Consider the following 14,022-nt stretch of genomic DNA (forward strand, 5'->3'; position numbering starts at 1 on the left):
TCACGACCTCCCGATCTTGACCCTGGTGGCGGGCCGGCGCGCCGGGGCGATGCGGTCCAGCTGCTCGTCCAGCGCGGCGGTGACCTGCCGGCCGAGCTCGTCGCCCGCCAGCCGGTCGGGGGTGATGCGGGCCTTGAGCTTCCGGCGCCCGAGCTTGAGTTTCGCCGAGCCCACCCCGTCGATCGACTCGGCGGCCGCGCGCAGCGTGTTCGTCATGCCGCGCCGGGCGGCCCCGGAGTCGAGCGGGGCGCTCGTGCCGCCTCCCCCCTGCAGGGGCAGCACGAGCGCCCTCCCCGGCAATACCGCGGTCAGCAGCAGTACCAGGCCGAGCGCGGCCAGCACCGCACCGGCGATCACGACCGGCAGCTCGTTCCAGTGCAGGTCGTGCAGCCGGGTGGCGGCCGCGTGGTAGTCGAGCACCGGTTTCTGGTGCACCAGCAGCTGGATGGCGCTGGTGGCGACCAGGGCGCACAGGGCGAGCCCGACCAGGGCGACGAGCGTCGCCGCCAGGCTGCGGCGAGGGCGGCGGATCATTCGATCCTCCGTTCCCCACCGCCGTCGAGCGAGACGACGGTGATGTCCACCCGCTCGACGGTCAGCCCGGTCAGCTCGGCGACGTCGCGGGCGAGGTCGGCGCGCACGCGGTCGGTGGCCGTGGCGACGGACTTCGGGTACTCGACGGAAAGTTCCGCGTCCAGGCTCACCCGTTCGCCGGTGACCTTCGCGCCGACCTTCCCGCCGAGCAGCTGTCCCGCGATCCGCCGCACCGCTTTGTCGGTGACGACCGTGGTGCCGCGCGTGTCGGTCAGTGTCATCGGCGGTCCCGCCCGAGCAGCTGGGACAGGTCGAGCTTGCCTTCCAGGGCCCGGCCCGCCAGCAGCCCGAGCGCGGCGAGCACGGCGACCACCAGGAAGGCGCCGAACCCGCCGAAGGCCGCCGCGAGCCCGAGCACCAGCCCGGTCAGCAGGCCCAGCACGGTCGGTGTCATGGCCTACTCCACCCGGCCGGTGGCCTGCTGCTGCTCGACGTCGTCCTCGTCGGGCAGGTGCACATCGTTGACGACGATGTTCACCTCGACCACTTCCAGGCCGGTCATCTGCTCGATCGCGCTGATCGTGTTCGAGCGCACCGCGCGCGCCAGGTCGGCGATCGATACCCCGTACTCGACGACGAGCTGTAGGTCGACGGCGGCCTGCTTCTCCCCCACCTCGACCGACACACCCTGGCCCGCGCTGGCGTTCGCGCCGGGGATGCGGTCGCGGATCGCGCCGAACGCGCGGGTCATGCCGCCGCCGAGATCGTGCACTCCGTTGATCTCACGGGCGGCGAGCCCGGCGATCTTCTGCACGACCGTGGAGGCGATGGTGGTGGTGCCCTGACTGGTCACCAGCGGCGCGCTGTTCTCGGCGCGGGCGGGTGTTTTCTCTTCGGTGCTCGTGGCCATCGTTCGTCATCTCCTTCTCGTTGTGTTCACTGGGTAGGACACCGCCGGGGACCGGAAGTCACGGTTGTTCTGGCCGCCGGAACGCGGCACTGTCCACATCGGTCACGACCAGTTCGATCCGCGCGGCCGCGAATGGCGTGCCCGCAAGGGTTTTCGCCACCACCTCACCGGCGTTCGCCAGCAGTGGGGGCAGTGGCAGTGCGGTGGCGACGAGCCGGATCCGCACCACCTCGGCGTCGATGTCGAACGCGAGCGCGTCGGTGTTCCGCGTGACGGTGGAGCGCAGCAGCGGTGGCGCCGGCCGCAATCCGTCCACCGTGGACAGCGCGCCGAGCAGCTGGGCCACTGTCTCCGAGCGCGCGGTCACGGCGCCGCCGCCGGCTCGATGTCCAGCACGACGACCGACACCTCGGCCACGTCCAGCCCGGTGTGGTGGGTGACGGCGCGACGGACCTCCCGCTGCACCTGCCGGGCGACCGCGGCCGCCGGGACCTGACCCGCGGTCGCGATACCGACCCGCACCCGCAGTTCGCCGTCGCCGGACTCGGCGAGCACGCCTTCGGCAGGCACCGGGTCGATTCCCTTGACCTGCTGCCATTTCCCGCGGCCCCAGGCGCGCAGGAGACCGGCGACGCCGGCTTCGAGCCGGACCACGCCGGGCGTGGCGCGGGCCGCGTCGGCGGCGACCGCTGCCACCACGGGTTCCTCGATGATCCATTGAACGCTCATCGTCACCTCCTCATCGGTCGTAGAGATCGGCGACCACCAGATCCAGCGTCGCCAGCCGCAGCCCGACCGCGGCCGCGCAGGCGGCGGTGAGCCGCTGTCGCACGGTTTCGAGCACCTCGGCGAGGTCCTCCCGGTACTCGACCGCGACGGTGAGTTCGGCGTGCAGCACCGCTTCGCCGTCGGCGTCGTGACTGATCGCCTGCACCCGGCATCGCCGTGCCCGGACACCGCCGATCTCGTCGGCGGCGAACCGCAACGCCACGGCGACGGCTTGTTCGCTGATCTCCAGCGCGCCGGGCTCGTCGGCCCGGACCGGCAGCATGTCGCCGCGGCGCCGGACATCGGCGCGGACGGCGGCCATGATCCGGTCGGTCAGGTCCAGTCGCGGCTCGGCGCGTTCGGCCGCCAGTTCCCGCGTGGCCGAACGCAGCGCAAGCAGGCTGCCGCGCGCCGTCGAGCAGTGCGGGCAGGTGCGTTCGTGCTCGTCGAGGGCGTCCAGGTCGGCCCAGATCCGCTCGAGTGAGCGGCCACAGGGCAGGTCGTAGCTTGTTTCTACCGCCACGGCTGCATCACCTCCGCCAGTTGCGCGCGGGCACGGAAGATACGGCCCCGGACCGCGGTGGGTGAACTGTCGAGCGCTTGGGCGATCTCGTCGTAGGAGCGGCCGTGGATCTCCCGCAACAGCCAGCAGGCGCGCTGCGCGGGCGTGAGGTCCGCGAGCGCACGGGTAAGCGCTGCCATCTGAGCGCTGACTTCCGCGGCGTGCTCGGGTTTCGCGTCGCCGCGCGGGGTTTCGGTGGTGTCCAGGTCGACGTCGGCCACTGGACGGCGGGCCCGCAGCACGTTGAGGCAGCGGTTGGTGGCGGTGCGGTACAGCCAGCCGACGAACGCGGCGTCCTCCCGCAGCTGCTCCAGCCGCCGCCACACGGTGAGGAACACGTCCTGCACCACGTCCTCGGCGTCGCCGGCACTGTCGAGCATGCGCAACGCGAGCCGGTAGATCGGCGTCTGGTAGCGCCGGACCAGCTCCTCGTAGGCGCGTACGTCCCCGTCACGAGCCCGAGCGACAAGCGTCGCGTCGTCCAGCGCCGCCCCCGTACCCGTACCGGTCGCCGCGGTCATGCCCACCCCCGCCCATGTTCACCTCGGTCTTCTTCGGTGCCCTCGGTATTCCAGACACAGGCCCCGCCGCAACGTCACGCGCGGGTTTGCCAGTGGTTCGGGTGAACACAGTCACCGGATTGGTGGCACTTCGCGGGCTAGCTCGAGCAACGATTCGATGTAGTTGTCCGGCTTGTGGGTGCGCAGCCGGGACATCGCGACCAATACGGCGAGCGCTTCGCACCACGCACGCACCCGGTCCGCGTCGAAGACGGACAGCTGAGTATGGCGGGGATGTAGCACCCAGTCCACGGCGTCGAACGCCGGGTCACCGATGCAGGGGCGCGGGTCGATCGCGACAGCGCGTCCGGCACCGGCCAGGACGTTGCCGGGATGCAGATCGCCGTGCACCAGCTTGCGCGGCCCCTTCGCGGCGAGCGCGAGAGCGGCCGCGCGTGAGGAGGCAAGCAGGTCAGCCGGGATGCGGTCGTCGCGTCGGCGTCCGGCGAGGTCGAACATGAACTCCACTCGCTGTGCCAGCGAAGGAAGTCCGGTGGGCGGTGCCGCGCTCGGCGAGGGTCGTGCCGGGCACGATGCCGTCGAGCAGCAGCGCTCCGGCATCCAGGTCGGCGTCGAGCAGATCGGCCACGGCTGGGCTGCCCGACCACGCTCGCAGCGCTGTGGCCTCGGTTTCCGCGATGTCGCGCTCCGGGGTCACCTTCAGCACCGTCATCCGGCCGTGGGCGTCACGGCAGCGGAAAGCGCTTCCCCGATGTCGAGCCCGCAGCGACCCAGCCGGGCGCGGTCGGCGTCGGTCAGAACAACGGCCACGGGATGGCGCGCCAGTCGTCGCCCGGTTCCGGGAAGACGCCGGCGGCCAGCAGCGCTTCGGCGCGTTCGGCGATCGCGCTGATTTCCAGGCCTGTCAGGTGTTCCGACAGCTCGTCGCCGAGCGGGCCGTAGATCTTCTCCGGCAGCGCGCGCAGCTTCTCGATGCCGTCGCCCGGCAGCGGCTCCCCGATCCAGCCCCACAACACGGTGCGCAGCTTCGGCTCGGCGTGCAGGCAGATCCCGTGATCGACGCCGTACACCTGACCGTCTTCCCCGGCCAGCACATGGCCGCCCTTGCGGTCGGTGTTGTTCGCGACGATGTCCAGCAGCGCGAGGCCCTGCACGCCGGGATGGTCCGAATGCGTGAGCACCGCGGGCTCGCCGAGCCGGTCGTGCGCGTGCAGCACGACTTTCCATCCGGGCGGCACCTCCTCGGGCGGGCGGACGTCGATCAGCTCTTCGTCCGTGGTCTCCACCCACAGCTGCACCATGCCGGGACCGAACGGCCCGTTGCGCAGCACGGTCGGCGGGATGGCGCCCAGCCCGAGCGCCTCCGCCAGCAGGTACGTGGCGACCTCCCGGCCGGCGAGGGTGCCGTCGGGGAAGTCCCACAGCGGCCGCTCGCCCGATACCGGCTTGTACACGGCGTTCGCCTGCAGGCCGTCGAGCTCCACGGCGCAGAACAGCGTGACGTTGGAGGCATCGACGAGGCGGCCCTCGACGTCCAGCTTTCCGTGCGCGATCAACTGCTTCGCCCGGGGATCGGTCGCGCTGACGGATTCGGCCACGGACGCTATTCCTCGGTCAGGCCGGTCTCGCGCCGGTACCCGTTCTGGCGCGGGCAGATGTGCCCCGCCGGGTCCAGCGGCTCCCCGCACAGCGGGCACGGTTTGCGCCCGGCGTTGACGACTCGGTCGGCGCGTTCGGCGAAGGCACGGGCGGCGACGGGACTGAGGAACACGCGCACCGCGTCGGGGCCTTCCTCGGTGTCGTCGAGCACCACCGTCTCGTCGACCTCGCCCTCGGTGATAGCGAGCAGTTCGACGACGACGGCCTTGCTCTCGGCGTCCCAGCCGAGGCCCATCGTGCCGACGCGGAACTCCTCCTCGACGGGCACCCGCAGCGGGTCGACGTCGACCAGCTCATCGGGCGCCGTCTCGGGCACATCGGCGCCGAAGCGGTTGGCGACCTCTTCCAGCAGTGAACCGAGGCGCTCGGCGAGCACTTCGACCTGTTGCTTCTCGATGGTCACGCTGATGGTGCGGACGTCCTCGGACGCCTGCAGGTAGAAAGTGCGGTCCCCGGGCTCCCCGACTGTTCCGGCGACAAACCGGTCGGGCTGGCGGAAGACGTGGATAACACGAGCCATGACACCTCGACCCTAAGCCACCGCTACATGATCGGCATCCGCCGCCCCTGCTTGAGTCTAGTGGAGCCGGTCACGTATGGAGCCCGGCCGACTACAGTGCAGCGATGCCCGAAAGCACACCGTGTGGATCCTGGCCCTCACCGATCAGTGCCACCGAAGTCGCCGGGGCCGGCGGGGGGCCGCAGTGGCTCGGCATCGTCGACGGCGAGGCGTGGTGGGCCGAGGCCAGACCGGCCGAGGGCGGGCGGCTCGCGCTGGTGCGCGCGGGCGAGGAAATGCTTCCCGCACCGTGGAACGCGCGTAACCGCGTACATGAGTACGGCGGCCGTCCGTGGCTGGTCACGGGCCGGTCGCTGTACTTCACGAACTGGGACGACCAGCGTGTGTACGTCCGCGATCTGGGCACCGGGAACATCAGCCCCGTCACGCCCGAGCCCGGCACGCGGCAGGGTGTCCGCTACGGCGATCTGCGTCCCGGGCCCGGCGGCACGGTGTGGGCGGTCCGCGAGGAGAGCACCGGGCCGCGGCGCACCGACATCCGCCGCGATCTCGTCGCGTTCGCGGAGGGCGAAATCCGTTCGCTGGCCGCGAGCCACCACTTCCTGACCGCGCCGCAGCTGTCCCCGGATGGCACGCACGCGGCGTGGCTGGGCTGGAATCACCCGGCGATGCCGTGGGACGAAACGGAACTGTGCGTGGCCGAGGTACGCGCCGACGGAACGTTCGGGCCGCACCGGGTCCTCGCGGGTGGCCACGGTGTGTCGGTGTGCCAGCTGGAGTGGGACTCCCCTGCGTCGCTGCTCGCGCTGCTGGATCCCGACGGCTGGTGGAACCTGCACCGCATCACCCTCGACGGCGCGAGCACCGCGCTGGCTCCGGCGGGAGCGGAACTCGGTGGTGCGCTGTGGAAGATCGGCTCGCGCTGGTTCGCCCCGCTCGGTGAGGGCCGCTACGCGGTGCTCGACTCGGGGCGGCTCGCCGTGCTCGACGAGCACGAAGGCACGGTTCGCGAGGTGGCACCGGAGCTCGCGGAATGGGCGCCGACCATCGCGGCACACGACCGCGGGGTCTTCGGCATCGCCTCGGGCCCCGGCCGGGAAAGCGCTGTCCTGCGCGTGGACACCACCACCGGCGCGGTCACCGAACTCGCCGCCGAGCCCGCTCCGGTGTCCACGGCGTACCTGCGTTCGCCCGAGGAACGGATGTTCACCGGCCCGGGCGGAGCACAGATCCCCGCCTACGTCTACCCGCCCGCGAACCCGGAGCACATGGCGCCCGACGGGGAGCTGCCGCCGTATCTGGTGCACGTCCACGGCGGCCCGACCGGGCGCAACTTCCCGGTGCCGGACCTGGAGTTCGCCTACTTCACCAGCCGTGGCATCGGCGTGGTGGCGGTCAACTACGGCGGCTCGACCGGCTACGGCCGCGCATACCGGGACAGGCTGCGGGAGCAGTGGGGTGTCGTGGACGTCGGCGACTGTGTGACAGTGGCGCAGGCGCTCGTCGCCGAGGGCATCGCCGACCCGCGCCGGCTGGCGATCCGCGGGGGCAGCGCGGGCGGGTTCACCTCCGCCGCGGCGATGACCACCTGCCCGGTGTTCGGCGCGGGCACGATCAAGTTCCCGATCCTCGACCTGGCCGGCTGGACCGGCGACGGCGGCGAGACCCACGACTTCGAATCCCGCTACCTCGAAGGGCTCATCGGGCCGCTGCCCGGAACCCGGGCCCGCTACGAGGAGCGCTCGCCGCTCGCGCACGCGGGTGAGCTGACCGGGCCGGTGCTGCTGTTGCAGGGCCTCGACGACCAGATCTGCCCGCCGGAGCAGGCCGACCGGTTCGTGAAATCGTTGCGGGGCAAGGGAATCCCGCATGCCTACCTGACCTTCGAAGGCGAGCAGCACGGGTTCCGCAAGGCGGAGACCATCATCGCCGCCCTGGAGGCCGAACTGTCCTTCTACGGCCAGGTTTTCGGGTTCGACGCCCCCGGTGTGCCACGACTGGACCTGCAGCGGTGATCCGGCGCGGCGACACCGTCGCGCTGGTCACCCCGGCCGGGCCGGTCGCGCCGGAACTGCTGGAGGCGGCCGCGGCCGAACTGGCAGGCTGGGGCCTGACGGTGAAGCGGTTCACCGGGGAGCGGCATCCTGGGCTGCCCTACCTCGCCGGAACCGACGCGCAGCGGGCCGCCGATTTTCAGGCGGCCTGGCTGGATCCGGCGGTACGGGCGGTGATCGCGGCTCGCGGCGGCTACGGCACACAGCGGATGCTGGACCTGCTGGACTGGGACGCGCTGCGGGCCGCGGGGCCGAAGGTGTTCGCGGGCTCCAGCGACGTGACCGCGCTGCATCAGGCGCTGGCGGCGGAACTCGGCGTGGTGACACTGTTTTCCGCGATGCCGGCGGGCACCTACTGGGACGCGGAGGCGGCCGAAGGCCTGCGCTCCGTCCTTTTCGGACAATCGACGCCGGAGCTGACGGCGGCAGAGATTCTCGTCCCCGGTGCGGCGGCGGGAACGTTGACGGGCGGCAATCTGAGTCTGCTCGCCGCCGGCGTCGGCACGCCCGAACAGCGCTCGGCCGCCGGGGCGATCGTGCTGCTCGAAGACATCGGCGAGGCCGTGTACCGGATCGACCGGATGCTCACGCAGCTTTTGCGGGCCGGCTGGTTCGAGGGTGTGCGCGGGATCGCGCTCGGCTCATGGACCGGATGCGGCGCCCCCGAAACCGTGCGCGGGCTGGTGCTCGACAGGCTGGGCACGCTCGGGGTGCCGATGCTGTGGGGGCTGCCGTTCGGGCACCGGCCGGGCGCGGCGACGATCCCGCTCGGTGTCACGGCGGCACTGTCGGCGGACAGGCTCATCTGCGGCTAGCGTGCGGGCATGCGACTGTCGGAAAACGAGGCACGGGAACGGTTCGCCGCGGCCAGGGTGGCCAGGCTGGCGACCGTGGACGCGGCCGGCGTGCCGCATCTGGTGCCGGTGACGTTCGCCGTGGACCGCGGCGCGATCGTGTTCGCGGTCGACCACAAACCCAAGCGCGGCACCGATCTGCGCCGGCTGCGGAACATCGCCGCCAACCCGTCGGTCGCGTTCCTCGCCGACGCCTACGACGAAGACTGGGCCCGGCTGTGGTGGGTGCGCGCCGACGGCTTCGCCGCCGTGGTCCCTGGCCATCCGGTGGACGCGCTGGTGGCCAAGTACCCGCAGTACCGCGAGCGGCCGCCGGAAGGCCCGGTGGTGCGCACGGAGATCACCGGGATCAGCGGCTGGAGCGCGGCGGGCTGACGTCAGCTCCGCGAAACCTGGCCGCCCTGCTCCACCGAAGCTTCCGCGGCACCGGTCTGGCGGCGCCAGGCGCCGATCAGGCCCAGCGGGTCCGGCCGCAGCAGCGACGCCGCGGCGTAGACACCGCAGCCGATCGTCACGGCGACGAACCACCAGTCGTAGAGCGCCTGTTCACCGGTCGGGTAGTAGGCCATGACCAGGAAGATCGCGACCCCGACGACGATGGCCAGGTGCCTGCGCCGCCACGGGAACGCCGCGGCCACCACGAAGCCCCAGGTGAGGTACCAGGGCAGGGTGGGCGGGGCGAGGATCGCGGTGGCCAGCAAGGTCATCGCCGCGCGGAAGATGGCTTCGTTGCCGCCGAAGCGGGACTTCCACCACTGCCGCACCCCGAACACCGCCAGGGTCAGCATGGCCAGCGCGCGGGCCACCGTGACGAACGGCGACTCCGGCACGTTGATCACCAGGTGCACCAGGGTGTAGACGACCTGGCCGATGCCGGTCGGGAAGTTCAGCCAGTTCGTCACCAGCGTGGGCGCCTGCAGGCCGGTGACCCAGCCGAGGTTGAACGAACCCAGCGAAACCCAGGTGCCGAGCACGAACACGACGGCGAAGATCCCGACCGAGGCCGCACCGGCCTTGAGGAAGTTGCGCAGCCTGTTCTCACCGGGCAGGTGGTTGGCCCACACCCAGACCAGGAACGGCAGCGCGACCGCCGCGGTCGGTTTGATCAGCATGCCGAGCGTGACCAGTGCGATCGCGACCGCGTGTTTGCGTTCCAGCGCGGCGACGAGGCCGACGGTGAGGAAGCCGAGCATCATCAGGTCGTTGTGCGGGCCGCCGACGAGGTGGATCACCGTCATCGGGCTGGCCACCGCGAGCCACATGGCGACCGGCAGCTTGCCACCGAGGTGGCGCACCAGCCGCGGCATCGCCCAGACCATCGCGCCGAGGCCGAGCAGCAGCACCAGCCGCGTGACGATCACGCCCGCGATGACGTTGTCCCCGGTCAGCGCGACGACACCCTTGGCGACCAGCAGGAACAGCGGCCCGTACGGGGCGGGCGTGGTCTGCCACACCGGGTGCACGTTCTGCACGATGTTGGGCAGGATCTCCAGCTCCGCCGGGCCGTGCGCGTACGGGTCGAGCCCGTGCAGCAGCTGCGCGCCCTGGCCGAGGTAGGAGAACACGTCGCGGGTGAACAGCGGTGGCGAGACGAGCAGCGGGCCCATCCAGCACGCGGCGGCGATGAGGATCGGGCGGGTGCCGATCCGCCCGGCGAGCATGTACCGGCCCAGCCGCACCCACGCCCACATCAGGAGGCCGAACCCGGCGTAGAGCACGGCGTTGGCCAGCATCTGGCCGTGCCCGTAACGGATCCAGGACAGCGGCCCGGTACCGATGACCGGGTCGCGGATCAGCACACCGCCGGCACCGAGGGCGCCGAGCAGGAGCAGGACACTGCCGATGGTCCCCATCGAGATGGTCCGGTAGGGGAAGCGGGAGGGTACGCGCACACGGCCGTTTCCCGGGCGCGCCTCGGCCGGCGCCCCGGCGGCCTCGCCCAGCGAGGGGGCGTCCGGCACGGGATCAGTAGTGGTCGCCATTTCGTTCTGGGAGATTACACACCGCGCCGGGACGGATTCGCGGCGGCAGCGCGTTGCACCCGGCCGGGCAGTGCCGCCAGCAGCGAGCGGGTGTAATCGTGCTGGGGATCGAGCAGGACCTCTTCGACGGTACCGACCTCCACCAGCTCCCCGCGATACATCACCGCGACCCGGTCGGCGATGTTCCACGCCAGCCCGAGATCGTGCGTGATGACCAGCCCGGCCAGCCCGAGTTCCCGGCGCAGCCGCAGCAGGAGCGCGAGGATTTCGCCGCGCACGGACGCGTCGAGCGACGCCACCGGTTCGTCGGCCACCACCACTCCGGGTCGCAGCGCCAGCGCGCCCGCGATGACGACCCGCTGGCGCTGCCCGCCGGAGAGCTCGTGCGGCAACCGGGACAGGAACTGTTCCGCGGGGCGGAGTTCGGCGGCTTCGAGTGCCTCGATGACGAGCTGCCGTTCGTCACCGGACAGGCCGTGGATACGCGGCCCCTCGGCGACGGCCTCGTACACGGTGTGCCGCGGGTTCAGTGCGCTCGTCGGGTCTTGCAGCACGAGCTGGACCTGACGGCGGTAGGCCTTCAGCCCGGCGCCGGAGGACGGGACCGGCTCGCCGGCGTAGCGCACCGCGCCCGAGGTGGGCTTCTGCAGCCCGAGCAGGGTCCGGGCGAGTGTCGTCTTGCCGGAGCCGGACTGGCCCACCAGTGCCACGATCTCGTCCCGCCGGACTTCGAGGTCGACGCCCGCGACGGCGTGGATCTTCGCGCCGGTGCGGTCGCGGAAGGTGACCCGCAGATCGTGCGCGGAGAGCAGGACTTCCTCGCCGGCCGCACGCTCCGGCTCCGGCGGGAGCGGGGTCGCCGTCGCCGGGGCGTAGCGCGAGACCGGGTCGCCGACCGTGGGGAACGCGGCGGCGAGTGCCCGGGTGTGATCGTGGCGTGGCTGTGCCATCAGTTCCGCGCTCGGCCCGTGCTCGACCAGTTTCCCTTGGTACATCACGCCGATCCGGGCGCAGGTGGCGGCGAGCACCGACAGGTCGTGGCTGATCATGACCAGCCCGAGCTCCTGTTCGGCGACCAGCCTGCGCATCAGGTCCAGCACCTGTGCCTGCACGATCACGTCGAGCGCCGTGGTCGGCTCGTCGGCGATGATCAGCCGCGGCCGGCAGGCCAGTGCCATCGCGATCATCACGCGCTGCTTCTGGCCGCCGGAGAGCTCGTGCGGGTAGGCGGTGGCGCGGGACACCGGCAGGTCGACCGATTCGAGCAGTTCCGTCACGCGCGCCTGGACTTCGGCTTCGCTGGGCGGTTTCCCGGCGTGCAGCCGGATCGGCTCGGCGATCTGCGCGCCGACCTTGCGCACCGGGTTGAGCGCGTGCATGGCGCCCTGGAACACGACGGACGCCTGCGCCCAGCGGACCGCGCGCAGCCGGCCCCATTTCATTTCCGACACGTCTTCGCCGTCGAGCAGGATCTCGCCCGACACGCGCGCGGATTTCGGCAGCAGCCGCAGCACGCTCATCGCGACCGTGGACTTGCCCGAGCCCGACTCCCCCGCCAGGCCCAGCGTCTCCCCCGGCTGCAACGCCAGGCTGACGTCGCGCACCGCCTCGACCCGCCCACCACCGGTGCGGTAGGTGACGCCGAGGTTTTTCAGCTCCAGCAACGGATTCAAGCCCGCGCCCCCTTGTCCTGCGGGACACCCGCACCCGATCGGTCCTCCTTCGAGCGCGCTCCTCCGTCGCGCCCACTCCGTCCGGTGCCCCGGGCCAGCCGTGGGTTCAGCACGGTTTCCAAAGCGCGGCCGACGAGGGTGAAGCACAGCACGATCACCACGATCGCCAGCCCCGGCGGCAGCAGGTACCACCAGGCTCCCCCGGTGACCGCGCCGGACTGGAGCGCGCGTTGCAGCATCGAGCCCCACGACACCGCGCTCGGGTCACCGAGGCCGAGGAACGACAGTGTGGACTCGGCGATGATCGAGTTGCCGACGACCAGCGTCGTGTTCGCCAGTACCAGCGGAAGCACCCCGGGCAGCACGTGTTTGCCCACGATGTGGCCGTGCCCGCCGCCGAGCGCCTTCGCACGCTCGATGTAGGGACGGCTTTCGATCGTGAGCGTCTGCGCGCGCACCAGCCGTGCCGTGGTCGGCCACGACGTCACCCCGACCGCGAGGATGATCGTCGCGATGCCCTGCGGCAGCACGGTGGACAGCGCGATCGCCAGCACCAGCGACGGCAGTACCAGGAAGAAGTCGGTGAACCGCAGCAGCACCGCCGCCACCCAGCCGCCGAAATGCCCGGCGGCGAGACCGACGAGGGTGCCGATCAGCACCGACAGGATCGTCGCGGAGAACCCGACGAGCAGCGAAACCCGGGCGCCCCACAACGTCAGCAACAGCACCGAACGGCCGTCGATGTCGGTGCCCAGCGGGAACTTCCCGCTCGGCGCCTGCAACGGCCTGCCGGGCGCGTTCGTGACGTCGAGCCCGGCCTGGTCGGTGATCACCGGCGCCAGCAGGGCCAGCACCACGATCACCACGAGCACCGCCAGCCCGGCCAGGCCACCGCGGTTGGCCGCGAACTCCCGCCATACTCCCGCAACGGCGGAACGCCGCCGCTGCCACACGATCGCCGCGGTCACTGCGCACGCACCCGCGGGTCGAGCACCCGGTAGAGCACCTCGGCGATCAGGTTCATCACGATGACCGAACCGGCCAGCACCACGAAAACTCCTTGCAGCAGCGGAAGATCCGGCACCCGCAGTGCCTCGTAGGTCAGCAGCCCGAGGCCCGGCCAGGAGAACACCGTCTCCACCGTGACCGTGCCCGAGACCACCAGGCCGAACTGCAGGAACACCAGGGTCACCGTGGGCAGCAGCGCGTTGGGCACCGCGTGCCTGCGGCGCACCATGTCCTCCCGCAACCCCTTGGCGCGGGCGGTGACCAGGTACTCGGCGTCCATCTCACCGAGCAGCGACGAGCGCATCACGAGCATGTACTGCGCGTAGATCACCGCCAGCAGCGTCACGCACGGCAGCACCAGGTGGTAGGCGATGTCGCCCAGCTGCGGGAAGAAGCCCGGCGGCGTGTCCGGGGAACGCATGCCGCCGCTGGGAAACAGCCCGTGCGTGGCGATCAGCAGCAGCAGCCCCAGCCAGAACTGCGGCACCGACCACAGGGTCAGCGCGATCCCGGTGTGCGTGCGGTCGAACGCGCTGCCGCGCCGCCATGCCGCCCGCACCCCGAGCCACAGCCCGAGCGCCACCGCCAGCACGGTGGCCGTGCCCACGAGCAGCAGGGTGGGCCAGAACCGTTCCGCGATGAGGTCCGCCACCGGCCGGTTGAACCCGTACGACACCCCGAGGTCGCCGCGGAAGATTCCGAACACGTAGTCCAGGAACTGCTGGATGAGCGGTTTGTCCAGGCCGAGCCGCTCGCGCAGCGCGGCCATCTGCTCCGGGCTGTTGGCCCGGTCCTTGGTGAGCGTCGCTACCGGGTCGCCCGGGATCATCCGGAACAGCAGGAACCCCAGCGCGATGACGAGCAGGAGGCTGGCGGCCGCCCCGCCGAGCCTGCCCAGCAGGAACCGGCCCCAGCCGGTTCCGCCGCGCCGCTCGTCGGGGTCGGCCAGTTCGGCCTCCTGGAGCGCCTGTGACACC

At 71.5% G+C, this 14,022-nt stretch carries 19 protein-coding genes; 3 read left to right on the forward strand and 16 right to left on the reverse strand.

What is annotated here, in order from left to right:
• From VHD82_RS00655 to VHD82_RS00710, 12 genes are all read right to left on the reverse strand, one after another.
• Window positions 1-534 (reverse strand): DUF6286 domain-containing protein, encoded by a 534-nt coding sequence (locus tag VHD82_RS00655; protein WP_325695808.1) that lies wholly within the window; start codon window positions 532-534, stop codon window positions 1-3.
• Window positions 531-815 carry an Asp23/Gls24 family envelope stress response protein gene (locus VHD82_RS00660; protein WP_325695810.1) on the reverse strand — a complete coding sequence of 95 codons (285 nt, stop codon included), beginning with the start codon at window positions 813-815 and terminating at the stop codon, window positions 531-533. Before VHD82_RS00660 ends, VHD82_RS00655 begins: the two co-directional genes overlap by 4 nt.
• Window positions 812-988, reverse strand: a complete 177-nt coding sequence (locus tag VHD82_RS00665) for a hypothetical protein (protein WP_325695812.1) — start codon at window positions 986-988, stop codon at window positions 812-814. Before VHD82_RS00665 ends, VHD82_RS00660 begins: the two co-directional genes overlap by 4 nt.
• Before the next feature lie 3 nt (window positions 989-991).
• A complete protein-coding gene (locus VHD82_RS00670) occupies window positions 992-1,444 on the reverse strand; it encodes an Asp23/Gls24 family envelope stress response protein (RefSeq protein ID WP_325695814.1) in 453 nt (150 codons plus the stop codon).
• A gap of 58 nt (window positions 1,445-1,502) precedes the next feature.
• Window positions 1,503-1,811: a hypothetical protein gene (locus VHD82_RS00675; RefSeq protein ID WP_325695816.1), complete on the reverse strand. Its 309-nt coding sequence runs from the start codon at window positions 1,809-1,811 to the stop codon at window positions 1,503-1,505.
• Window positions 1,808-2,173 (reverse strand): Asp23/Gls24 family envelope stress response protein, encoded by a 366-nt coding sequence (locus VHD82_RS00680; protein ID WP_325695818.1) that lies wholly within the window; start codon window positions 2,171-2,173, stop codon window positions 1,808-1,810. Before VHD82_RS00680 ends, VHD82_RS00675 begins: the two co-directional genes overlap by 4 nt.
• Window positions 2,174-2,183: 10 nt before the next feature.
• On the reverse strand, window positions 2,184-2,735 hold the full coding sequence (locus VHD82_RS00685) for an Asp23/Gls24 family envelope stress response protein (protein ID WP_325695820.1): 552 nt from the start codon (window positions 2,733-2,735) through the stop codon (window positions 2,184-2,186).
• Window positions 2,726-3,295 carry an RNA polymerase sigma factor gene (locus VHD82_RS00690; RefSeq protein ID WP_325695822.1) on the reverse strand — a complete coding sequence of 190 codons (570 nt, stop codon included), beginning with the start codon at window positions 3,293-3,295 and terminating at the stop codon, window positions 2,726-2,728. Before VHD82_RS00690 ends, VHD82_RS00685 begins: the two co-directional genes overlap by 10 nt.
• A gap of 111 nt (window positions 3,296-3,406) precedes the next feature.
• A complete protein-coding gene (locus VHD82_RS00695) occupies window positions 3,407-3,802 on the reverse strand; it encodes an aminoglycoside phosphotransferase family protein (RefSeq protein ID WP_325695824.1) in 396 nt (131 codons plus the stop codon).
• Window positions 3,747-4,007 carry a hypothetical protein gene (locus VHD82_RS00700; RefSeq protein ID WP_325695826.1) on the reverse strand — a complete coding sequence of 87 codons (261 nt, stop codon included), beginning with the start codon at window positions 4,005-4,007 and terminating at the stop codon, window positions 3,747-3,749. The genes VHD82_RS00695 and VHD82_RS00700 overlap by 56 nt, the downstream gene beginning before the upstream one ends.
• Before the next feature lie 82 nt (window positions 4,008-4,089).
• Window positions 4,090-4,893 carry an SCO1664 family protein gene (locus VHD82_RS00705; RefSeq protein WP_325695828.1) on the reverse strand — a complete coding sequence of 268 codons (804 nt, stop codon included), beginning with the start codon at window positions 4,891-4,893 and terminating at the stop codon, window positions 4,090-4,092.
• A 5-nt stretch (window positions 4,894-4,898) separates the two neighbouring features.
• The gene (locus tag VHD82_RS00710) at window positions 4,899-5,474 is read right to left on the reverse strand and encodes a DUF3090 domain-containing protein (RefSeq protein WP_325695830.1); all 576 of its coding nucleotides are present in this window, start codon (window positions 5,472-5,474) and stop codon (window positions 4,899-4,901) included.
• A 104-nt stretch (window positions 5,475-5,578) separates the two neighbouring features.
• Between VHD82_RS00710 and VHD82_RS00715 the strand changes: the two genes are divergently transcribed.
• The 3 genes from VHD82_RS00715 to VHD82_RS00725 are packed head-to-tail and all read left to right on the forward strand — an operon-like array spanning window position 5,579 to window position 8,757.
• Window positions 5,579-7,489, forward strand: a complete 1,911-nt coding sequence (locus VHD82_RS00715) for a prolyl oligopeptidase family serine peptidase (RefSeq protein WP_325695832.1) — start codon at window positions 5,579-5,581, stop codon at window positions 7,487-7,489.
• Window positions 7,489-8,343, forward strand: a complete 855-nt coding sequence (locus VHD82_RS00720) for an LD-carboxypeptidase (protein WP_325696156.1) — start codon at window positions 7,489-7,491, stop codon at window positions 8,341-8,343. Before VHD82_RS00715 ends, VHD82_RS00720 begins: the two co-directional genes overlap by 1 nt.
• Before the next feature lie 9 nt (window positions 8,344-8,352).
• Window positions 8,353-8,757 (forward strand): TIGR03668 family PPOX class F420-dependent oxidoreductase, encoded by a 405-nt coding sequence (locus VHD82_RS00725; protein ID WP_325695834.1) that lies wholly within the window; start codon window positions 8,353-8,355, stop codon window positions 8,755-8,757.
• Window positions 8,758-8,759: 2 nt separating this feature from the next.
• Here VHD82_RS00725 and mptB read toward each other — a convergent pair whose 3' ends face one another.
• The 4 genes from mptB to VHD82_RS00745 are packed head-to-tail and all read right to left on the reverse strand — an operon-like array spanning window position 8,760 to window position 14,021.
• Window positions 8,760-10,364 carry a polyprenol phosphomannose-dependent alpha 1,6 mannosyltransferase MptB gene (gene mptB / locus VHD82_RS00730; RefSeq protein WP_325695836.1) on the reverse strand — a complete coding sequence of 535 codons (1,605 nt, stop codon included), beginning with the start codon at window positions 10,362-10,364 and terminating at the stop codon, window positions 8,760-8,762.
• A 14-nt stretch (window positions 10,365-10,378) separates the two neighbouring features.
• Window positions 10,379-12,037 carry an ABC transporter ATP-binding protein gene (locus tag VHD82_RS00735; RefSeq protein ID WP_325695837.1) on the reverse strand — a complete coding sequence of 553 codons (1,659 nt, stop codon included), beginning with the start codon at window positions 12,035-12,037 and terminating at the stop codon, window positions 10,379-10,381.
• Window positions 12,034-13,005: an ABC transporter permease gene (locus VHD82_RS00740; RefSeq protein ID WP_325695839.1), complete on the reverse strand. Its 972-nt coding sequence runs from the start codon at window positions 13,003-13,005 to the stop codon at window positions 12,034-12,036. Before VHD82_RS00740 ends, VHD82_RS00735 begins: the two co-directional genes overlap by 4 nt.
• Window positions 13,002-14,021, reverse strand: coding sequence for an ABC transporter permease (locus VHD82_RS00745; RefSeq protein ID WP_325695841.1), 1,020 nt, complete (start codon window positions 14,019-14,021; stop codon window positions 13,002-13,004). The genes VHD82_RS00740 and VHD82_RS00745 overlap by 4 nt, the downstream gene beginning before the upstream one ends.
• Window position 14,022 lies beyond the last annotated feature (1 nt).

The organism is Amycolatopsis sp., assembly GCF_035546795.1.
In the GTDB taxonomy this organism is placed as follows: Bacteria; Actinomycetota; Actinomycetes; order Mycobacteriales; family Pseudonocardiaceae; genus Amycolatopsis_E.